Origin of the sequence: Variovorax sp. 160MFSha2.1, assembly GCF_048305075.1 — a bacterium.
Lineage (GTDB): Bacteria > Pseudomonadota > Gammaproteobacteria > Burkholderiales > Burkholderiaceae_C > Variovorax > Variovorax guangxiensis.
Window position 1 is genome coordinate 2,801,172 of sequence record NZ_CP157624.1, and the last position, 21,547, is coordinate 2,822,718.

General features: G+C 68.9%; 17 protein-coding genes. 6 read left to right on the forward strand and 11 right to left on the reverse strand.

Going from position 1 to position 21,547, the window contains the following annotated elements; genetic code table 11:
* Positions 1-36: 36 nt before the first annotated feature.
* The gene (locus ABL838_RS12555; RefSeq protein ID WP_418125522.1) at positions 37-2,136 is read left to right on the forward strand and encodes an alpha/beta hydrolase domain-containing protein; all 2,100 of its coding nucleotides are present in this window, start codon (positions 37-39) and stop codon (positions 2,134-2,136) included.
* Between the two features lie 7 nt (positions 2,137-2,143).
* On the opposite strand, the gene ABL838_RS12560 is transcribed toward ABL838_RS12555, so the two are convergent.
* Positions 2,144-2,923 (reverse strand): NAD(P)H-dependent oxidoreductase, encoded by a 780-nt coding sequence (locus tag ABL838_RS12560; RefSeq protein WP_126018652.1) that lies wholly within the window; start codon positions 2,921-2,923, stop codon positions 2,144-2,146.
* Between the two features lie 89 nt (positions 2,924-3,012).
* On the opposite strand from ABL838_RS12560, the gene ABL838_RS12565 reads away from it, so the two are divergent.
* Positions 3,013-3,906: a LysR family transcriptional regulator gene (locus ABL838_RS12565; protein ID WP_418125523.1), complete on the forward strand. Its 894-nt coding sequence runs from the start codon at positions 3,013-3,015 to the stop codon at positions 3,904-3,906.
* Positions 3,907-3,910: 4 nt separating this feature from the next.
* Here ABL838_RS12565 and ABL838_RS12570 read toward each other — a convergent pair whose 3' ends face one another.
* On the reverse strand, positions 3,911-5,836 hold the full coding sequence (locus ABL838_RS12570) for an ATP-binding protein (protein ID WP_418125524.1): 1,926 nt from the start codon (positions 5,834-5,836) through the stop codon (positions 3,911-3,913).
* A gap of 381 nt (positions 5,837-6,217) precedes the next feature.
* Between ABL838_RS12570 and ABL838_RS12575 the strand changes: the two genes are divergently transcribed.
* Entirely contained in the window at positions 6,218-7,234 is a 1,017-nt protein-coding gene (locus ABL838_RS12575; protein ID WP_369658510.1) for an OmpA family protein, read from the forward strand.
* A 21-nt stretch (positions 7,235-7,255) separates the two neighbouring features.
* Here ABL838_RS12575 and ABL838_RS12580 read toward each other — a convergent pair whose 3' ends face one another.
* Positions 7,256-7,750: an Lrp/AsnC family transcriptional regulator gene (locus ABL838_RS12580; protein ID WP_184641982.1), complete on the reverse strand. Its 495-nt coding sequence runs from the start codon at positions 7,748-7,750 to the stop codon at positions 7,256-7,258.
* 65 nt (positions 7,751-7,815) lie between these two features.
* Between ABL838_RS12580 and ilvB the strand changes: the two genes are divergently transcribed.
* The gene (ilvB, locus tag ABL838_RS12585; protein WP_126018661.1) at positions 7,816-9,609 is read left to right on the forward strand and encodes a biosynthetic-type acetolactate synthase large subunit; all 1,794 of its coding nucleotides are present in this window, start codon (positions 7,816-7,818) and stop codon (positions 9,607-9,609) included.
* Positions 9,610-9,741: 132 nt separating this feature from the next.
* Here ilvB and ABL838_RS12590 read toward each other — a convergent pair whose 3' ends face one another.
* The 4 genes from ABL838_RS12590 to ABL838_RS12605 form a co-directional block, all read right to left on the reverse strand.
* A complete protein-coding gene (locus tag ABL838_RS12590; RefSeq protein WP_418125525.1) occupies positions 9,742-11,301 on the reverse strand; it encodes a cation:proton antiporter in 1,560 nt (519 codons plus the stop codon).
* 113 nt (positions 11,302-11,414) lie between these two features.
* Entirely contained in the window at positions 11,415-12,437 is a 1,023-nt protein-coding gene (locus ABL838_RS12595; RefSeq protein ID WP_184641985.1) for an alpha/beta fold hydrolase, read from the reverse strand.
* A gap of 123 nt (positions 12,438-12,560) precedes the next feature.
* Positions 12,561-13,037 (reverse strand): MarR family winged helix-turn-helix transcriptional regulator, encoded by a 477-nt coding sequence (locus ABL838_RS12600; protein ID WP_418125526.1) that lies wholly within the window; start codon positions 13,035-13,037, stop codon positions 12,561-12,563.
* Between the two features lie 62 nt (positions 13,038-13,099).
* On the reverse strand, positions 13,100-14,080 hold the full coding sequence (locus tag ABL838_RS12605; RefSeq protein ID WP_418125527.1) for a helix-turn-helix domain-containing protein: 981 nt from the start codon (positions 14,078-14,080) through the stop codon (positions 13,100-13,102).
* 207 nt (positions 14,081-14,287) lie between these two features.
* Between ABL838_RS12605 and ABL838_RS12610 the strand changes: the two genes are divergently transcribed.
* Entirely contained in the window at positions 14,288-15,046 is a 759-nt protein-coding gene (locus tag ABL838_RS12610) for an aldolase (RefSeq protein ID WP_240650464.1), read from the forward strand.
* 77 nt (positions 15,047-15,123) lie between these two features.
* A complete protein-coding gene (locus ABL838_RS12615) occupies positions 15,124-16,347 on the forward strand; it encodes an MFS transporter (protein ID WP_418125860.1) in 1,224 nt (407 codons plus the stop codon).
* A 10-nt stretch (positions 16,348-16,357) separates the two neighbouring features.
* Here the strand turns inward: ABL838_RS12615 and ABL838_RS12620 are convergent, their stop codons facing one another.
* The 4 genes from ABL838_RS12620 to ABL838_RS12635 form a co-directional block, all read right to left on the reverse strand.
* Positions 16,358-18,025 (reverse strand): hypothetical protein, encoded by a 1,668-nt coding sequence (locus ABL838_RS12620; RefSeq protein ID WP_418125528.1) that lies wholly within the window; start codon positions 18,023-18,025, stop codon positions 16,358-16,360.
* Between the two features lie 97 nt (positions 18,026-18,122).
* Entirely contained in the window at positions 18,123-19,790 is a 1,668-nt protein-coding gene (locus ABL838_RS12625; protein WP_418125529.1) for an ABC transporter ATP-binding protein, read from the reverse strand.
* Positions 19,787-20,605, reverse strand: coding sequence for an ABC transporter permease (locus tag ABL838_RS12630; RefSeq protein WP_184641990.1), 819 nt, complete (start codon positions 20,603-20,605; stop codon positions 19,787-19,789). The genes ABL838_RS12625 and ABL838_RS12630 overlap by 4 nt, the downstream gene beginning before the upstream one ends.
* A complete protein-coding gene (locus tag ABL838_RS12635) occupies positions 20,602-21,546 on the reverse strand; it encodes an ABC transporter permease (RefSeq protein ID WP_184641991.1) in 945 nt (314 codons plus the stop codon). The genes ABL838_RS12630 and ABL838_RS12635 overlap by 4 nt, the downstream gene beginning before the upstream one ends.
* Position 21,547: the final 1 nt, after the last annotated feature.

Below are 21,547 nucleotides of genomic sequence, written 5' to 3' on the forward strand. Positions count from 1 at the left end.
CACGCAGACAAAGACCCACAACGAAGGAGACAAACCATGAAACGCTGGAGCCTCAGGGCTGCCACGGTGGCTTCGGCCGCCCTTTTTCTTCTGAGCGCCTGCGGCGGAAGCGGCGGAGGAGGGGGCGGCCTGCTGCTGCCGCCGTCCACCGGCACGCCGCCTGCCACCACGCCGCCCGCAGCCGCCACGGCGCCGAAATACAAGCTCGTCGTTACCGCGACGGAAGACGTGGCGGGCACCTTCGGCAGCGTCGGTGCCTACGAGAAGATCACCGGTACCTTCACCGGCGAGGTCGACCCGAAGGACGCGCGCAACGCGATCATCCAGGACCTGCAGCTCGCGCCGCTCAACGCCAACGGCAAGGTCGAGTACACCTCCGACTTCGTGCTCTTCAAGCCCAAGGACATGGGCAAGGCCAGCGGCGTGCTGCGCTACGACGCGCCGAATCGCGGCAACATCGTGAACCTCGATCCGTACTTCGCCTCGCGCGGCTACGTGTTCCTCACGGCCGCATGGCAGGGCGACGTGCCGGCGGCAGCCGGCAAGCTCACGCTGAAGGTGCCGGTCGCGAAGAATGCCGACGGCAGCAGCATCACCGGCACCTACCGCGCCGAACTGCTGCCCACCGCGGCCACCAACGATTCGCTGCCGCTGCCCGGCGGCCCGTTCAACGCGGCGATGCAGGCCTACCCGACCGCGAGCCTCGACAACACGAAGCCCGGCTACGTGCTCACGCGTCGCATCAACGAAGGCGATGCGCGCCAGCTCATTCCCGCGAGCGACTGGAAGTTCGCCAAGTGCAGCGCCGCCACGCCATTCCCGGGCACGCCCGACGAGACGAACGTGTGCCTGAAGGACAAGTGGGACCCGGCCTACCTGTACGAGCTGGTCTACGTCGCGAAGGACCCGAAGGTCATGGGCCTGGGCCTGGGCCTCGCGGCGCTGCGCGACATGATCAGCTTCTTCCACCGCGACGCGAGCGACTCGTCCGGCACGGCGAACCCGGTGGCCGCGGCGATCAAGAACACGATCGCCTCCGGCGTCTCGCAGTGCGGCAACTTCATGAAGACCTTCGTGCACCTGGGCTTCAACGAGGACCGCGCGGGCCAGAAGGTGTTCGACGGCGTGTTCGCGCAGATCGCGGCGCGGCAGACCAACATCAACATGCGCTTCTCCATTCCGGGCGGCGGCGGCGGCGTGCGTGCCGACCACACGGCCTTCGGGCAGGCCGGCACGCGCGGCCTCTCGAAGGACTACGTGGACGACGTGGCGCAGCGCCGTGGCGGCATCCTGTCGCGCTGCGAGGCCAGCGGCACCTGCCCGAAGCTCTTCATCGGCTTCAGCGGCACCGAGTTCTACGTGCTGCAGGGCTCGCCGCTGCTGACCGACGCCTGGGGCACCACCGACCTCGTGCAGCCCTCGAACGCCCGCGTCTACTACTACGCGAGCACGCACCATCTGCTGGGCCTGGCCTCGCTGCCGGGCTCGAGCGCCGGCGCGCTCTACGCGACCAACGGCAATGCCGGCGTGATCCCGGTGGTGCGCGCGCTGTACCAGAACCTGGAAGACTGGGTCGTCAAGGGCACGACGCCGCCCGACAGCCAGGTGCCGAAGATCGCCGACACCACACTCGTGCGGCCGCAGCAGGTCAAGTTCCCGGCCATTCCCGGCGTGAGCTACACGGGCCTGGTCAACAACTACTCGCTGCTCGACTGGGGCCCCAGCTACCGTCCGCAGGACGAGAGCGGCATCGCAACCCAGGTGCCGCCGGCCTACCTGGGCCGCGACTACGCGATCCTGGTGCCGCAGGTGGACACCGACGGCAACGACCTCGCCGGTATCCGCAGCCTCGACGTGGCCGTGCCGCTGGGCACGAACACCGGCTGGAACTACACGGGCGTGCCGGGCCGCATCGACCAGGCGGGCCTGTTCGGCTCGTACTTCCCGTTCGCGAAGACGGCCGCCCTGCGCGGTGCCGATCCGCGCCCCTCGCTGCAGGAGCGCTACACCGACCAGGCCGGCTACGTGGCCGCGGTGACCGCCGCCGCCAACGACCTGGTGGCGAAGCGCTTCATGCTGCGCGTGGATGCCGATGCGGCCATCGCGAACGCGGTGGCGAATCCGGTGCTGCCCTGAGGCTGGCTCAGCCGGCGGTGTGCGCCGCGAAGCCCGTCTTGCCCGGCGCGATGTGCTCGCGCAGGGTGAGCGCGGGGATCTCGTAGTCGCCGGCATTCTGGCGACGGAACGGAATCGGCTCGGCGGTGAAGAGCGTGTCGAGCCGCTCGCCCAGTTCCTGCGTGATGCGCGCATACGCGGCCTCGTCGACCTTGTGGGTACGGTGCACCACGTAGGGTGGCAGCACGTCGAAGCCGGGGTAGTAGAGGATGCCGTGGTGGATCGGGAAGAGCAGGTCGTCCATCGGCCCGTTGATGCCGCGCGGCGCGTAGTGCGAGGCCCAGCCGCCGGTGGTCACGACCAGCATGGCGCGCTTGCCGGCCATGACGCCTTCGCCGAAGCGGTCGCCCCAGTGGGTGTCGGAGTGCTCGCCGACGCCGTATGCGAAGCCGTAGGCGTAGATGCGCTCGATCCAGCCCTTGAGGATGGCGGGCATCGAGTACCACCAGAGCGGGAACTGCAGCACCACCGCGTCGGCCCAGAGCAGCTTTTCCTGCTCGGCGGCGATGTCGGCGGTTTGCGTGCCGGCCTGGAAGGCCTGCTGCGAATCGAGGGCGGGGTCGAAGCGCGTGGCGGTGTCGCGCGCGGGAAAGTCGTCGGCGTCGAGCGCGGGTTTCCAGCGCATGGCATAGAGGTCGGACACGCGCACCGTGTGGCCGGCGGCCGTGAGGCGGTCGACCATGAAGCGGTGCAATGCGCCGTTGAGCGAAGCTGTTTCGGGATGGGCGAGGACGAGCAGGACGTTCATGATTTCTGGAAGGTTCGAGTGGAGATGCCCTCAGGTTAGGTGCCGCGGCGATATATTGGAAATGAATAGTCTGAATTCCAGGAATTGCCATGAACAATTTCAGCCGCCTCGACCTGAACCTGCTGGTCACGCTCGACACCCTGCTGGCCGAACGCAACGTCACCCGCGCGGCCGAGCGGCTGAACCTGTCGCAGCCCTCGGTGAGCGTGCAGCTCGCCAAGCTGCGGGAGGTATTCGGCGATCCGCTGCTGCTGCCCGCGCAGCGCGGCATGCGGCCCACCGCGCGGGCCGACGAACTGCGCGAGCCGCTGCGCGAAGCGCTGGAGGCGCTGGGCCGCGCGGTGGCGCCGACGCGGCCCTTCGAGCCGGCCGGGGCCAGCACCACCTGGCGCGTCGCCGCGGCCGACTACGCCGAGTCGGCCATCCTGCTGCCGTCGCTGGCCGGGCTGCGCGCCGCCGCGCCGAACACGCGGCTGGCGGTGGTGGAGGCGGTGCCTTCGCGCATGGCGCGGCAGCTGGAGAGCGGCGAGATCGACCTGTTCTTCCACACCAGCGTGGGCGCGCCGCCGGGCCTGCACGCGCGGGTGCTCTTCAACGAGCGCTATGTGCTCGTCGGCCGAGCCGGCCATCCGCGCCTGAAGCGCCGGCCGACGCTGGCGCAGTTCTGCGCGCTGGAGCACGTGGTGGTGTCGCTGGCCGGCGGAGGCTTCGCGGGGCCCACCGACGAGGCGCTGGCCGAGAGGGGCCTGGCACGCCGCGTGGTGCTGTCGGTGCCGCACTTTCTCTTCATGATGTCGGCGGTGGCCGGCACCGACATGGTCGCGATGCTGCCCGAGCGGCTGGCGCGCAGCGCACCCGGGCTGAGCGTGGTCGAGGCGCCGCTGGAGGTGCCGGGCTACGAAATGGCGATGCTCTGGCACGAGCGCCGGCATCGCGATCCTGCGCACCGGTGGCTGCGCGAGCATATCGCGTCGAGTCTCTGAGCCGTCAGGCCACGCCCAGGACCCTGCCGGCTCCGGCCGTGCGCTCCAGCGGGAGCCAGAGCACGAAGCGAGTTCCTGCGGCGCCGGCCTCCCAGCTCACGGTGCCCCCGATTTCCTGCGCGCGACGCTGCTGGTTGCGCAGGCCGCGGCCGCCGCGCCGCAGGGCTTCGCTCACGTCGAAGCCGCCGCCGTTGTCTTCGACGATCACGCACACGCCTTCGTCCACAACGGTGGTGCTCACGCAGATGGTGGTCGCGCGCGTGTGGCGCAGCACGTTGGCCACGCACTCCTGCACGATGCGCAGGATGTGCAGCGCGCCATCCGGGTCCAGCCAGTCGAGGGCGGGCACGGGCTGCACTTCCCACTGGAGCGTGATGCCGGCGCTCTCGATGCGCGGCGCGAGGCGGAAACGCATGGTCGCCAGCAGCAGCAGCAGGTCGGCGTCGACGCTTTCCATGGAGTCGATCACCAGCCGCAGGTCTTCCATGCAGCCCTTGAGCACGTGGGAGATCTCGGCCTCCGTCATGGCGCCGCGCTCCACCGAGCGGATCGCGCTGATCAGCGATGAGCCCAGCCCGTCGTGCATGTCCTGCATCAGGCGGCGGCGCTCGGCGCTGAGCATGTGCTGGTTCTCGCTCGCGCGAAGGCGCTGGTAGCTCTGCTCCAGTTCGGCCTCGCGCTCCTTCAGCCGCAGCGCCAGGCCCCGGTTGAGCCGGCCCACCTCGGCGAAGGCGCCGGTGTAGCGCTGGAACATGATGTACGAGAAGACGAAGAACAGGCTGATGATGGCGTAGGGCGACATGTACACGCTCTCCGGGCTCACCAGGTTGTTCTGCAGCAGCCCGTCGTAGGAAGTGAGCGCGAGCGCGAACACCGTCCAGACCGCCACCAGCCGCCCCTCGGTCTGCTGGGTGCCCAGCGACCTGCGCAGGTTGACGGTGAAGATCAGCACCGCCACGGGCAGTACCGCCAGGTTGAGCAGCGGCGTGAACAGGTACAGGCTGACGATCTTCGACGACAGGTGCGGCAGCGTCGAGACGCTGCAGGCCACGGCCAGCGTGACCGCGATGCGGGTGAGCCACACCGAGGGCTGCTGGTGCAGGCGCTGCAGGAAGAGGTGGATGAGGATCACCAGCCAGAGCAGGCTGGAGACGGTCATCCATTCGAACCATTCGTCCGAGATCGGTATGTAGCTGCCGCCCGCGTAGTAATGCAGCGTCCTGAAGAAGGCGAGCGCCGAGATGGCGAAGAACAGCAGGTAGAGCAGCTCGCGCCGACGGCCCACCCAGACCGCGAAAGCGAAGGCACCGACCGCGAGGAAGGCGGCGCTGCCCATGAAAGGCAACTGCACCTGCAGCAGCTGGCGGATCTGGTAGCGCCAGCTCAACGACTCTTCGCTGCCCACCCAGACGGTGGAGAAGCCGCTGCCGCTGTTGCGCAAGCGGTCGATGCGGATCAGCACGGTCTTCGGCGGCGGCGTGTCGGCGGTCGGGTTCAGCGGCAGCAGCAGCGGATGGTTGTAGCCGTTGTGGATGGGGCTGCCATGCGACTGGTAGAGCAGGGTGCCGTCGCCGTACACCGCGATGTGGCCCAGTGTCTTCCAGCGCGGGAGATAGAGCAGCTGAGGCTCGCGCACCGAAGCCCTTCCGGACAGGTCGATGCGGTACCAGTCGGTCACGGTGCGTGCGCCGCTGCCTTCGTCGGGCACCAGCTCGCGTCCCACCGTGTACGGGAGGTTGACCTTCCTCCAGCCCTTTTCGGGCAGCGCCGCTTCCTGCACGTTGCGTGGAGGCGCGGTGTAGCCGCGGCCCGGCACGGAAAGCAGCTCGGCCCGGGTGATGTGGACGGCTTCGTCGGCTTCGGGTGATTGCTGCGCGACCGGCTCGGCGGCATTCGCGCAAGGCAGGAGTACCGGCGCGGCGGCCAGCAAAAGCTTTGCGATCCACCTGCCGATTCGCCAACAGCTCTTGCTGCCAAGCCTCATAGATCGCTCTGCCTTGGAAGTCGCTTCTTTGTGATTTGCACCGGCCCGAAACCGCTGCGTTGCGGCTTCGGGCCGTGGAGCCCGGATCCCGCCCTCGCGAGACGGGCGCGATTATGTTCCCCGTCGAATACGCGCGCGATTACGACCTCTAACACGGCCGCGACCCGGGGCGGGCCGCGAGCCGGGGCCGTGCACAACGGGTGCCCGGCGGGGTGTCCGACGGGTGGTGCGCGGCATAGGCCGTCCGTCGAATGCACAGCGACGGCGGCATTGCCTAGCATGGAAAGGACGCCGCTTTCCGCCTCCATTCATCTTCCAGGCCCGCCGATGAAACAGTCCGCCTTCATGGTTCTCGTTGCCCGCCTGGCCGCAGGCGCGCTGCTGATCTCGGCTTCCGCAGGCAGCTTCGCCGCCGAGCCGGCCAAGGACAACCCCCTCGTCGGCCGCTACGAAGGCTCGGTGCTCGACGGCTACAAGGCCGCCGCCTACGACGAGGTCGGCCTGATCAAGGAGCCGTTGCAGAACTGGGGCGGCGGCAAGCCCGACCTGCTCAAGGTGGAGGGCAAGGTCACGCTCTATCTATACAGGCTGCCCAAGGAGCGCTCGCTGCTGGAAGTGCAGCGCAACTACGAGTCCAGCCTCAAGGCCAAGGGCTTCGAGATCGTGTTCAGCTGCGGCACCGCCAATGGCTCGTGCTACAAGCCGCGCGACGGCAGCGTGGACACCACCACGCCCTACGACTTCGCGCTGGCCTTCGACCAGCCCGAATGGCCGCGCCTGGGCAGCCGGGGCGACTATGCGCGCAACTATTTCGCAGTGAGCGGGCGCTATCTGCTCGCGCGGAAGACCGGCCCCTCGGGCACCGTCTACGCCAGCATCGCGCTGGCCGAGCACAACGCCGAGGTCGGCAACCATGCCTTCGTGCGCGTGGTGGAAAGCAAAGCGATGGAGGAGAACAAGATCGTGTTCCTCGACGCCACGGCCATGCAGAAGAGCCTGGCGGAGACGGGGCGTGTCAATCTCTACGGCATCCTGTTCGACCTCGACAAGGACGTGATCCGCCCCGAGTCGCAGCCCACCCTCGACGAGATGACCAAGCTGATGCGCAACAACCCGCCGCTGAAGCTCTCGGTGGTCGGCCACACCGACGCGCAGGGCGAGGCGAAGCACAACGACGATCTTTCGAAGCGCCGCGCGCTGGCGGTGATCTCGGTACTCGTGAAGGCCGGCGTCGATCCGCGCCGCTTCACCACCCGCGGCGCGGGCGCCTCGGAGCCGGTGGCGCCCAACGACAGCGAGGCGGGGCGGGCGAAGAACCGCCGGGTGGAGCTGATCCGGCTCTGAGCCCGGCCACGGCGGCGTGCCTCAGATGATGGGCACGCTCGCTTCCTTCAGCACCCGCAGCACGAAGTGCGACTTGCTGTGGCGGATGCCCGGGATCTTGTAGAGCTTCTCTCGCAGCAGCCGCTCGTAGTCGCGCGTGTCGCGCACCGCGATGCGGATGTAGTAGTCGTAGTCGCCCGAGACCAGATAGGCCTCTTGGATCTCCGGAATGGTGGCGAGCGTGCGGCCGAAGTCGTAGAGGGTCTCGTCGGTGTGGCTCTCCAGCGTGACCTGCACGATCACCGAGTCGTGATAGCCCAGCTTGGCCGGGTCGACGTCCACCGTGTAGCGCTTGATGACGCCCGTGGCCTCCAGTTTCTTGATGCGCGTCCAGCAACTGGTGGGCGAGAGGCCGACCTCGTTGCCGATCTCCTGCAGGGTCTTGCGCGAGTCGAGCAGGAGCACCCGCAGGATCGCCAGGTCGGTCTTGTCGAAAGATCCTTCGCTGTCGCTCGGTGTTTGCCGATTGGTTTTCATGAATCGAGCTTAAAGGGCCAAAAGAAAGATGCATATTCTGCGCCCGAAACGGAAAAATTGACGGCATGCGACTGCTCGACCTACCCCCCACGTCCTCCCCGTCCCTTCACCCCGACACGACGCCGGTTCGCATCCGCAACGGCGCCGAAGCACTGCTCGACACCCTGGTCGAGTGCGGCGTGGACACCATCTTCGGCTACCCCGGCGGGGCGGCGCTGCCGCTGTACGACGCGCTGCACGGCGAGCCCCGGCTGCGCCACGTGCTGGTGCGCCACGAGCAGGCGGCCGTGCACGCGGCCGAGGGCTATGCGCGCAGCACCGGCCGCGTGGGCGTGGTGCTGGTCACCTCGGGGCCGGGCGTGGGCAACACCATCACCGGGCTGCTGGACGCGATGAGCGATTCGGTGCCGGTGCTGTGCATCAGCGGGCAGGTCGCCACCGCCGTCATCGGTACGCAGGCGTTCCAGGAAAGCGATGCGCTGGGCATGTCGCGCCCGGTGACGAAGTGGAACCGCCAGGTCCGTGCCGCCGACGACGTGCCCGCGCTGGTGCGCCGCGCGCTGGAGATCGCTTCCACCGGCCGCCCCGGACCCGTGCTGCTGGACGTGCCGAAGGACATCCAGCTGCAACGCCTGGGCCGTGCCCCCGAGCCCGCCCCGCTGCGCGCCCTGCGCACCAGCCGTACCGCCTTGCCGCCGAAGGCCATGGTGCAGCGCGCGGCCGACCTGCTTTCCACCGCGCGCCGGCCCGTCATCTATGGCGGGGGCGGGCTGGTCAACTCGGGGCCGGCGGCCTGCGAGGCCTTCACCAAGCTGGTGAACCTGATGCATGCGCCGTGCACGCTCACGCTGATGGGGCTGGGCGCCTTTCCGGCGTCGGACCCGAAGTTCATCGGCATGCTGGGCATGCACGGCATGCTCGAAGCCAACCTCGCGATGCACGAGGCCGACCTGGTGGTGTGCGTCGGCGCGCGCTTCGACGACCGCGTGACCGGCAAGCTCGACGAGTTCTGCCCGCACGCCCGCAAGATCCACATCGACATCGACCCCGGCAGCATCAACAAGGTGGTGCGCGTGGACGTGCCGATGGTGGGCGATTGCGCCGCGATCCTGGAAAGCCTGCTCGCGCTGCTGCCCGCCGAGGGCTTTGCGCCCGAGCGCCTGGCGCCGTGGTGGGAGCGCATCGAACGCTGGCGCGCCGTCGACTGCCTGGCCTTCGAGCCGAAGGCCGGCTCGATCCTGCCGCAGCAGCTGATGTCTTCGCTGCAGCGCGCCATCGCCGGGCTCGCCGGGCGCGACGCCATCGTGTCGACCGACGTGGGCCAGCACCAGATGTGGGCCGCGCAATACCTGCGCTTCGACAGCCCGCGCCGCTGGCTCACCTCGGGCGGTGCCGGCACCATGGGCTACGGGCTGCCCGCCGCCATCGGCGCGCAGATCGGCCACCCCGGCGCGCTGACCGTGTGCGTGAGCGGCGACGCCTCGGTGCTGATGAATATCCAGGAGCTTTCGACAGCGGTGCAGCACCGCGTGCCGGTGAAGCTGGTGCTGAGCAACAACGGCTACATGGGCATGGTGCGCCAGTGGCAGGAGCTGAACCACGGCAACCGCCTGAGCCACAGCTGGAACGAGGCGCTGCCCGACTTCGTGGCGCTGGCCAAGGCCTTCGGCTGGGGTGCGCGGCGGGTGAGCGACCCGGCGGAGCTGGAGGATGCTTTGGCCGAGTGCCTTGCCAGCGAGGGCCCGTTCTTCCTCGACGTGCAGGTCGAAGCGCAGGAAAACTGCTTTCCGATGATGCCCTCGGGGCATGGGCACCACCGGGTGATGCTGGCGAAGGACCGGTGGTACGAGGAGGTCTGAAAGTCTTGTCCCCTCTCCCTCAGGGAGAGGGCCAGGGTGAGGGCGCTGTGCCATCGATGAGGCGCGGCCTTGGCGTTGAGGCCGATGCCCTCACCCCAACCCTCTCCCCGAGGGGAGAGGGAGCAGTGCGCGTCAGACGCTCTGCAGCCGCACGTCGTTCGCCGGAATGGCGCTGAGTTCGGCCCAGTCCATCTCCTCCTCGAGCTGGTGGTAGGCGTCGTCCTCGATCTCGCCGGCGCGGCGCAGCGAGTCGAGCGCCTCCCGCTGCGCGCGGATGGCCACGGCGCGCAGCCGGTCGTGCGCGGTCTTGGCCTGCGGCTGGCGCTGGTCCTGCGCGAGGGCGCGCGCGGCGCGGTATTCGTCGCGCACGGCGTCGGCCTCGCGCCCGTCCTCGGCTTCGATGGCGGCGAGCGCCGCATCCATCATCGCGGTGCGGGCGAGCGAGAGTTCCCTGTCCAGCGAGTCGTCGGGCTCGATCTTCAGCGCGCGGATCAGCGGCCCGATGGTGAAGCCCTGGATCACCAGCGTGCCCAGCACCACCGAGAACGCGCTGAGCACGATGAGATCGCGCCCCGGAAAGTCCGCCGGCAGCGCGAAGGCGGTGGCCAGCGTGACCAGCCCGCGCATGCCCGACCAGCCGACCAGCAGGCTGATGCGCTTGGAGGGCAGCGCAACCTTGCGTCCGCGCGCGATCAGCCGCAGCTTGTACCGGTGCATCGCCGCGCCATAGATCAGCACCCACGCCACCCGCACCGCGATGACCAGCACCAGCACGAGGACCGCGAACTCCAGCGCATGCGCCAGCTGCGGCCCCGACAGGCGCGTGATGATGCCGCGCGCCTGCAGCCCCATGAGAAAGAAGGCCAGCACGTTGAGCGTGAACACCACCGCGCCCCACACCGCGTAGGAATGCACGCGGTCGCGCGGTGCATGGCGCTTCGGCGCGAACTGGCCCAGCGTCATGCCGAAGGCCACCACCGAGATGATGGGCGACAGGTGTAGCCGCTCGGCCACGATCCACGCGCCGAAAGTCATCACGAACTGGAAGATGATGGCCGAGCGCGTGCCCGCGAAGAGTGGCGCGCCGAAGTGCAGATTGAGCTTGGCGAAGGCGAAGCCCACCAGCGCGCCGCCCGGCACCGCCACCAGCAGCATCGGCAGCGAGCTCGTCATCGGCACATGCGCGGCGCCGGCCGCCGACACCGCCACGCCGAACACCAGCAGCGCCACCGCGTCGTTGAGCAGGCTCTCGCCGTTGATGAGCGACAGCGTGCGCCGCGGAATGCGGAACTGCTGCATCACCGCTGCCGCGGCCACCGCGTCGGGCGGCGCGACGATGGCGCCGAGCGTGATCGCCGCGGCCAGCGGCAGCCCCGCGAAAGCCCAGCCGGCCCACGCGACCACGGCGGTGGTCAGCAGCACCGCCACCAGCACCAGCGAGACCAGCGACATCCAGTTGCGCCGCAGCTCGCGCGGCGAGGTGTCGAAGGCCGAGTCGAGCAGGGCGGGCGCGATGAAGAGCGCCAGCGCCAGGTGCGGATCGAGGCTCACGTGCGGCACCCAGGGCATCGCGCCCAGGCATACGCCGGCCAGCGCCAGCATCGACGGGTAGGGCAGTGCAAGACGTCGCGAGAGCTGCAGCAGCAGGCAGGCGGCGATCAGCATGACGAGCACGTTCTCGAAGACGTCCATCGGGGCCTCGGTCTTGGTGTTGTTTGCCCCGAATACTAAGAGGTCGCGTTGTCGCGCCCGGCAAAAGAAGAAGGGGCCCGTGCGGGCCCCTTCTTCGTCAACGCATCAGCGCATCAGGACTTGACGAACGCCAGCAGGTCGGCGTTGAACTTGTCCTTGTGCGTGTCGGTCAGGCCGTGCGGCGCGCCGGGGTAGACGATCAGCTTGTTGTTCTTCACCAGCTTGGCCGAGGCCAGGCCGGCGGCGCCGATCGGCACGATCTGGTCGTCGTCGCCGTGCACGATGAGCGTGGGCACGTCGAACTTCTTCAGGTCTTCGGTGAAGTCGGTTTCCGAGAAGGCCTTGATCGAGTCGTAGGTGTTCTTGTGGCCGCCCATCATGCCCTGTGCCCACCACGAGTCGATGAGGCCCTGCGACACCTTCGCGCCGGGGCGGTTGAAGCCGAAGAAGGGGCCCGAGGGCACGTCCTTGTAGAACTGCGAGCGGTTCGCCAGCTGCGCGGCGCGCAGGCCGTCGAACACTTCGATCGGCAGGCCGCCGGGGTTGGCGGCGGTCTTCAGCATCTGCGGCGGCACGGCGGAGATCAGGGCCGCCTTGGCCACGCGCTTCGTGCCGTGGCGGCCGATGTAGCGCGCCACCTCGCCGCCGCCGGTCGAGAAGCCGACCAGGATCGCGTTCTTCAGGTCCAGCGTCTCGATGACGGTGGCGAGGTCGTCGGCGTAGGTGTCCATGTCGTTGCCGTTCCACGGCTGGCTGGAGCGGCCGTGGCCGCGGCGGTCGTGCGCCACGGTGCGGAAGCCTTGCGATGCGAGGAAGAGCATCTGCGATTCCCAGCTGTCGGAGTTCAGCGGCCAGCCGTGGCTGAACACGACGGGCTGGCCGGTGCTGGGGCCCCAGTCCTTGTAATAGAGCTCGGTGCCGTCCTTGGTGACGATGATGTTCTTGCTCATGGTTTGCTTTCCTTTCGAAGAGGCGTTGGCCGCGCCCGATGCGGGCGCGGCGGCGGATGCGGCGGATGCCGCGCTGGAGAAGCCGGTGCCCACGAGGGCGCCGGCTGCGACGGAGGCTCCGCCCAGCAGCAGGCTGCGGCGGGTGGGAGCGGTGGAGTCGATGGTCTGGGTGCGTTGTTCGGTCATGGTGCTTTCCTTTTGCTGGCAGGTCGAGTGGTGAAGTGGTGCGATGCGGTAAATATCGTATGAATTAATATCGCATGCGATGTATTTGTCTTGAAAAAGCAGGAACGGCGAAGCTGCTGTGCATCACGCGTTCCTGTCGAGGCTTGTGCGCAGGCTCAGCAACTGGGTGCGCAGTTCGCCGATCTGTTCGGGGGAGAGCTCCATGGCCTGCGCCACGCAGCCCGGCAGCCCCTGTGCCCTGGCGCGCAATGCGCGCCCATCGGCCGTGAGCGACACGATGACCTGTCGCTCGTCCTTGGGCGAACGCACGCGCTGGATGAGTCCGCGCGCTTCGAGCCGCTTGAGCAGGGGAGTGAGGGTGGTGGTTTCGAGCGCCAGGCGCGTGCAGATCTCGGAGACGTTGATTTCGTCCTTCTCCCACAGCACCAGCATGACGAGGTACTGCAGGTAAGTGAGATCGAGATCGCGCAGCAGGCCGCGGTACACCTTGTTGAGGCTCAGCATCGTCGAGTAGACGGCGAAGCAGAGCTGCTCGTCCAGCGCCAGCGCATTGCTCGCCGGGGCTTCGGTGGATGGGGCGGTGATGCGCTTGGCAGGCATGGCGCGAATATTAGATCGCATGCGATCTAATGGCAAGCAATATTTATCGGCCGGACGATTTCTCAGGCTGGCGACTTGCGCAGGCCTCCAGGAGGCACGCCGAACCGGTCCCTGAAGCTTCGGCTGAAATGGCTCGCGTCGCCGAAGCCGTTGCGATAGGCGATCTGGGCCACGCTCAAATGGTCGAGCCGCCTGTTCCGCAGATCGTCTTTCGCGCGTTCCAGGCGGCGCATGCGCAGGTACGCGCCATATTGCGTGCGCTGCGTCTCGAAGAGCCGATGCGTGAGCCGCCTCGAGATGCCGAGCTCCCTCGATACCGCATCGACCGAGAGTTCCGGATCGCCCAGGTTCGCCTCGATGAAGGCCACCAGCCGCTGCCAGCGGTCGCGCTCGCGGTGCTTGCCGTCGACCGCGTCTTCGTCCACCGATTCGCAATAGGCCGCAGCCAGCAGCGAGACGAAGGACTGCTCGGAGAAGTACGCCAATGCCGGCAACGCCTGCGCATTGCCCGGAAACACATGCCCCATGTGCACACGGGCCGCCTCGGCCAGGCGCGAATCCGCCCGCGAGATCGAAGGCACGAAGCGGTCGTGCAGATCGGCGTAGATGCCGAAGAACCGGTCCGACGGCACCCGCAGCACCACCAGCCTGCCGGGCGTGGTCAGTGTGCAGGCCGAAGGAAGCCGCGTGGTGCGGAAGGTGATGTCGCCCTTGCGGAAAGGCATGCAGCGCCCGCCCTGCTCGATGGTGCCTTCGCCCTCGACCGCGATCATCGCGAGCACATCGCCCGCGCCGCCGATGGAAGCCAGCGCCGTGTCATGGCGAACCGCCAGCGGCGTGGAGGCGAAGCTGATCGCCAGCCCGCCGCCCACGAGCCGGCAGGCCTCCAGGCTCATGCGCGGGTTGCTGTCCCGCACGCTGAGCTCGCCGGGGTACACCAGCGAGTCGAGCGCATTCGAGTAGCCCTGCACGTCGCCCATGTAGAACGGACGGAAGCATGGCGCGAAGCTCAGGTCGGAGGCTGCTGCTGTGTCGTGGTGCATGGCTGTGTTTCCTGCCGCCGATGCGCATGCTTCGTGCCAGGCAGCGTCGGCAGGGGCAGTCTAGGCGGCCGACATCCGATCCGGGGCTGAGGCTTTCCACTAGTTGGCACGCCGGATCAATGCGCGTGCACCCACGCGCAAGAGCAAAGCGGGGGCCGCTTCTTACATTGGCCGCACCCCCCCACGAATGCACACAGGAGCCAACGCGTGAGCGACGACACCCGCACCACAACCCACGAAAGCCCCGCGCCGTCCCTCGACGGCCTCAGCTACGGCAATTGGACCGAGGCCGAGAAGCTCGCGCTGAGCTGCCGCATCCTCGCGAAGGAAGGGCATTGCGAAACTCTGGCCGGCCAGATCACCGTGCGGCAGCCCGACGGCAGCTTCCTGACCACGCCGCTCGCGCATGCCTTCAGCGAGATCCGCCCCGACTCGGTCATGCGCATCGACGATTCGCTGCGCGTGCTCGAAGGCCGCGGCGTGCCCAACCCGGCCGTGCGCTTCCACCTGTGGGTCTACAGGCGCAGGCCGGACGTGAACTGCGTGATCCACACGCATCCGCCATACGTCTCCGCGCTGTCGATGACCGGCGAGCCGCTGCAGATTGCGCACATGGACGCCACCCCGTTCTTCGACGATTGCGCCTTCCTGCCCGAGTGGCCCGGCCTGCCGATCGCCGACGTCGAGGGCGAGATCATCTCGGCCGCGCTCGGCACCAAGCGCTGCGTGCTGCTTGCCAACCACGGTTTCCTGGCCGCCACGCCGACCATCGAGGAGTCGCTGTACATGTCGGTGCTCATCGAGCGCGCGGCGCGCAACCAGCTGATCGCGCAGTCGGCCTACGGTCGCCTCAAGCTGGTGGACCCGGCACTGGCCAGGGAGTCGCACGACTTCCTGCTGCAGCGGAGCATCGTCAACGCCAGCTTCGCGATGTTCGCGCGGCAGATCACCGGGGAGCGCCCATGAACAGCATCGCCACCCCGCTGCAGGGCACCGTGGAGAAGAAAAAGCACCAGAGCGTCTGGAAGATCGGCGCCGCCACCATGGTCGGCACGGCCATCGAGGCCTTCGACTTCCTCGCATACGGCACCGCCGCGGCGCTGGTGTTCAACAAGCTCTTCTTTCCCAACTTCGACCCCACCGTCGGCACGCTGGCGGCCTTCGGCACCTTCGCCAGCGGCATGCTAGCCCGGCCGCTGGGCGGCATCATCTTTGGGCACTATGGCGACCGGCTGGGCCGCAAGTCGATGCTCACGCTGAGCCTGCTGATGATGGGCATCTGCACGGTGCTGATCGGCCTGCTGCCGACCTACGAGTCCCTCGGGCTGTGGGCGGCCGTGCTGCTGGTGCTGCTGCGCATCGGGCAGGGCCTGTCGTTCGGCGGCGAGCTCGGCGGGGCGATGCTCATGGCGGTAGAACACGCGCCGCCGCGCTGGCGCTCGCTGGTCGGCAGCATGCCGCAGATGGGCGCTCCCATCGGCGTGCTGCTGTCCTCGGGCGCCTTCGCGCTGGTCACGCAGCTGCCCGAGTCCAGCTTCATGAGCTGGGGCTGGCGGCTGCCCTTCCTTGCGAGCGCGGTGCTGATCGTGCTGGGCGTCTTCATCCGCATGAAGGTGGACGAGTCGCCCGAGTTCATGCAGGTCAAGGTCCACCGCAGGACGGCGGTGCTGCCGGCGCGCGAGGTGGTGGTGGCACACCTCAGGCCCCTGCTGCTGACCATCGGCGGCAAGCTGGCCGAGGTGACGCTGATCTACACCGTGCTGGTGTTCTCGATCTCCTACGCGACCAGCCGGCTCGGCTTCTCGCGCTCCGATGCGCTGCACGCCCTCATCGCCGGTTCGGCGGCGATGGTCTTCACCATTCCTGCCAGTGGCTGGCTTGCGGACAAGGTGGGCGCGCGGCGGCTCTACGTCTTCGGCGGACTGCTGCTGGCGCTCATGGCGGTGCCGCTCTTCCAGGCCATCGGCAGCGGCTCGCTCACGGCCTACACGGTGGCGATGGTGCTGGCGCTGTCGCTCAACTACCCGCTGATGTTCGCGCCGCAGTCCAGCCTCTATGCGGCGCAGTTTCCGCCCGAGCTGCGCTACTCGGGCATCTCCATCGGCATCCAGTTCGCGGCGGCCATCGGCGGCGGGCTGGCGCCGATCATCGCGGCGACGCTGGTGGCGAACTATTCGAGCATCGTGCCGGTGGGCGTCTACGTCGCGGTGCTTGGCGTGGTGGCCGCGGGGTCGGCCTGGCTGATGCGCCCTGTCGCGAACGAATGACCGGCCGCCCTCAGGAGTGCCCGTCCACCCGCATCTGGAAGAGGAAGTAGGGCGGAATGCAGGCGCCTTGCCCCTCGGGCTTGCCATCGGCCTGCGCGCAGATGTAGTCGTCTCGGCAGGCCTGCTGCGCCGAACAGCTGCGCAGGTTGCCGGGGCGCGTGTGCTTGGCCAGGCATTCGCCGAAGGGCTTCTTCGCGGCCAGGCAGCTGTTGAAGTCGCTGAGGATCGCGATGGCGCCGCAGGTGCCGTTCGGGTCCCTGGGGTCGCAGGGGCCGGAGCACATGCCGCCCGGAAAGCCGACCGAGGTTTTCTCGCACACCGAGGCCGCGCCTTCGCAGGCAACGGGCGGCAGCTTCTCGGCGCGATCGGTCCACGCGTTGGCCGACTGCGTGATGCGCGTGGGCTCGCAGCGCGCGCCGACCGTCGCGCGTCCGGCGGCGGCATCCGCTTCCATCGGCTCGGCCAGGGGCCGGAACGGATCGGGCCGCGGCGTGGAGAGCGCGGCCTGCACATAGCTTTTGCGCCGCGCGAGCTCGTCCTGCACGTGCGGCGAGTGCGGCACCGCCAGCGCGTTGCCGGTGGTGAAGGTCCGCGAGGCGCCGCGCCGGTCGACACCCAGCAGGTGGAAGCCCGCGACCGCGCGGCTCTGGTGGCAGCCCATGCAGCTCAGGTCGTCGAGGCGGCGCAGCACCGCCTGCGGCGACTGCAGCGCGCGGCTGCCGGGCACGGCCTGCCATTCGCCGGGCGCGAAGATCTGCGCGAAGGGCCGGTTGGCCTGCCGTTCGAGTCCGCGCGGCGCGACCGAAATGGCTTCGGTCGCGAGGAACCTGTCGGGAATCTGCAGCGTGGCCTCGTCCAGCGCGCGCAGGTTGGCGGGTTGCCGAAGCCACTGCTGCAGTTCCTTGCGCAGCGGGGCATTGGCCTTGAGCCTGGCGACGTCGGGCGTGTTCTCCAGCGGCGCGACCTCGAAGCGCCTGGCGCCCGAGTTCCAGCGGAAGGCGCGCAGCATGTATTCGGCATGGCCGCCCAGGTCGGGCCGCACCGCCGAGGGCCAGCGCACGCTCTGCAGGTTGGTGGTGAGCTGCGCGATGCGCGCGTGCTCCAGCCGCTTCGGCGCGAGCGGGCCATCGGCCGAGGTCAGCCAGCGGCCCAGCGCCTCGTCGGCCATCGTGGCCTGCGGCGGCTGCCATCGCTTCGCGGCGGCGGCGCAGCTTCCGTCTGCATCGGGCGCGTCGCCGCGCAGTTCGACGTTGACAGTCATCGGCAGGCGAGACTGCATCGCGGCTGTGCGATAGGCCAGCCGGTACACCAGCCGCGTCTCGCCGCAGGCGCCGCTCTGGAAGGGCCGGCGGTCCATGCGGTTGGCGACGCCGACCAGCTCGAAGAAGGCATCGGGGCTCGCGAGCCAGCGCGCGTCGAACAGCCGGTGCGGATAGCGCGAGATGCCCACGCCCGCCTGCCTGTCGCGCCGCTGGATGCCGGAAAGGCTGGCGCCCAGCGGTTCGGTGATGGAGCGCCAGGCCGGAGTGCGCATCAGCGCCTCGTTGGCGGTGACGCCATCGGCCGACTGTGCCGATTCGCCGTTCATCCAGCGCGCGAAGCCGGCGCCGGATTTCTCGGCCGCCTGCAGCGCGGCGGGCGAAGTGACGAGCAGCACCGGCTCCGCCGCTTGCGCCATGGGCACAGCGGAAGCAAGCGTCAGTGCGAGGAGGGCGGCGGGCAGGTGATGTCGGATGAGCGGCACGCGGCCGATTGTGCCGCTGTGCCGCCCGTCATCACGCGAAGGCCCGACCCGCTTCGGGCATTGCCTGTGCCGTGTCCAGCGCATCCAGCGCCGCCAGCGGCCGCGGCGTGGCTGCGAGCAGCGCCTGCGTGTATGCATGGCGCGGATCGTCGAACACCGCGTCGCGTGGGCCTTGCTCCACGATGCGCCCGCGCTCCATCACGATCACGCGGTCGGCGATCTGCTCCACGGCCGCGAGGTCGTGGCTGATGAACAGGCATGCGAAGCCGTGGTGCTGCTGCAGGCTCTGGAACAGCTTGAGCACCTGCGCCTGTATCGTCATGTCGAGCGCCGACACCGGCTCGTCGGCAACCACGAAAGCGGGGCGCCGTACCAGCGCGCGGGCGATCGCCACGCGCTGGCGCTGGCCGCCCGAAAGCTCGTGCGGGTAGCGCGCGCCGAGGCCGTCCAGGCCGACCTCGTCCAGCGTTTCCTTCACGCGCCGCGTGCGCGCCGTCGCATCGAGCTCGGGCAGGTGGCGCAGCGGCTCGGCCACGATCTCCTGCACGCGCATGCGCGGGTCCAGCGAGGAGAACGGGTCCTGGAACACCAGCTGGCAGGCCAGCCTGAAGCGATGCAGCGCGGCACGGCCGGCGCTGCGAACGTCCTCGCCGCGAAACAGGATCTGCCCGGCCTGCGAGGGCGCGAGCCGCAGGATGGCGCGGCCCAGCGTGGTCTTGCCCGAGCCGCTGCCGCCCACGAGCGCGACCATCTCGCCCGGATGGATGTCGAGGTCGAGCGAGTCGATCACGCGAACCGGCGCGTGGCGTTTGAAGAAGCCGGCGCGTGCGCCGGCGTAGCTCACGCACAGGCCGCGCACCTGCACCAGCGGCTGCCGCTGCTCGGCGGGTTCGGCCTTGGCCGCCTGCCGGCGCGGCAGCGCGTCGACCAGCTTGCGGGTGTAGGGCTGCCTCGGTGCCAGCAGGATGCCCGGCACCTCGCCGGTCTCGACCAGCCGGCCCTTCTCCAGCACGATGGCGCGCTGCGCATAGCGCCCCACCAGCCCGAGGTTGTGCGTGATGAGCAGCACGGCAGTGCCGTTGTCGCGCGCCAGGCCCACCATCAGGTCGAGCACCTCGCGCTGGCTCAGCGTGTCCAGCGCGGTGGTCGGCTCGTCGGCGATAAGCAGGCGCGGCTTCAGCAGCATCACGCTGGCCAGCATGATGCGCTGGCGCATGCCGCCGGAGAACTCGTGCGGATAGGCGTGCATGCAGCGCTCGGGGTTGGCGATCTGCACGCGGCGCAGCATGTCGACGATGCGCGCGCGGATCTCCGCCGCCGGCAGTTGCGTGTGCATGCGCAGGCCCTCGGCCATCTGTTCGCCGATGCGGTGCACCGGGTTGAGCGAGACCATCGGCTCCTGGAACACCATGCCGATGCCCGGCCCGCGGATGGGGCGCATGGCCTTCGCGTCGCGCGCGGCGAGGTCTTCGCCGTCGAACACGATGCGCCCGCCGGTCTGCGAGATGCCCGGCGGCAGCAGCTGCAGGATGGCGCGCGCGGCCATGGTCTTGCCGCTGCCCGATTCACCCACCACAGCGAGGAATTCGCCGGCCTTCACCTCGAACGACAGGTCGTGCACCAGCGGCTGGGCGCCGTTGCGCAGCTCGATCCTCAGGTGCTCGACGGAAAGCACGGTCTGACTCGATTGAACGCTCATGACTTCTCCGTTCGCGGATCGAGCCGGTCGCGCAGCGATTCGCCCAGCAGGTTGATGCCCAGCAGCGTGAGCGCGATGCACAGGCCCGGCACCACGCACAGCCACACGGCCGAGGCCATGTAGGGCCGCGCGCTCGCGAGCATGTTGCCCCAGGTCGGCGCGGGCGGCGGCACGCCCAGGCCGAGGAAGCTCAGCGCGCTTTCCGACAGCAGCACCCAGCCGAACATGCTGGTGGCCAGCACCGCCACCGGCGCCATGCAGTTGGGCAGCACGTGGCGCCACATGGTGTAGAGCTCGCCGTTGCCGATCATGCGCGAGGCCTCCACGTACTCGCGCTCGCGCAGCGACAGCACCGTGCCGCGCACCACGCGCACCACCGAAGGCGCATAGGCCATGCTCAGCGCCAGCACGATGCCCCACTTGTTGGCGCCGACGATCACCATCACGCCCAGCGCCAGCAGCAGGCCCGGAAAGGCCAGCAGCGTGTCGTTGAAGGCCATCAGCACGCGGTCTGTCCAGCCGCGCACGAAACCCGCGACCACGCCGACCACCAGCCCCATGGCGGTGGCCAGCGTCACGGTGAGCAGCGCCACCAGGCAGCTGGTGGCCGCGCCCTGCATCGCGCGGCTGGCCACGTCGCGGCCGAATTCGTCGGTGCCCAGCCAGTGCGCCATCGAGGGCGGCTGCAGCTTGGAGCGCAGGTCGATGCCCAGCGGGTTGTAGGGCGTCCACAGCGCGGCGACCACGGCGACGGCCAGCAGCACCGCGACCAGCGCGCCGCCGATGAGGGTATGGGTCTTGAACTTCGTCTTCACTGCACAGTGACCCGTGGGTCGAAGAGGGGGTAGCACATGTCGACGATCAGGTTGATCACGACGTAGATGCAGGCGGTGAACAGCAGGCAGCCCTGCAGCACCGGGTAGTCGCGCGCGAAGATCGAGTCGATCATCAGGCGCCCGAGCCCGGGCAGGGTGAACACCGTCTCCAGCACCGCGATGCCGCTGAGCAGGTGCCCGAGGATCAGCCCGATCATGGTGAGGGTCGGGTTGAAGGCGTTGGGCAGCACGTGGCGGCGCAGCACCTGCGACTCGGGCACGCCCTTGGCTCGCGCATGCGTCACGTATTCGAGCCGCAGGATCTCGATGGTGCTGGCGCGCGACATGCGCGTGAGCACGCCGGTCTCCACCAGCAGCAGCGTGGCGATCGGAAGAATCACGTAGAGCACGCCCTGCGAGAAGTTCTCCGACATCGGCACGTAGCCCACCACCGGCAGCCAGCCCAGGTACTGGCCGAAGAACATCAGCAGCAGCAGGCCCAGCCAGAAGCTGGGCACCGAGAGCATCAGCGTCGCGGCGCCGATGATGGCGAGGTCGGTGGGCTTGTCCTTGCGCCAGGCGGCGACCAGGCCGGCGGGCACGGCGATCAGCGAGGCCAGCGCCACCGCGACGAGCACGATGACCGCGCTGACGTGAAAGCGCTCCCAGATCAACGGCAGCACCGGCAGGCCGTTGGTGGTCGATACGCCCAGGTCGCCGGCCAGCGCGTGCCTCAGCCACACGAGGTACTGCACGGGCAGGGGCTGGTCCAGCCCCATCTGGTGGCGCATGAGCGCCAGCTGCGCGGGGTCGGCGCCTTCGCCCAGCATGAGCAGCACCGGGTCGCCCGGAATCAGCCGCATCAGGGTGAACACCGCGATGGAAACCAGCAGCAGCGTCGGGATCGTCATCGCGATCCGGCGCAGGAGGTAGGCGGGCATT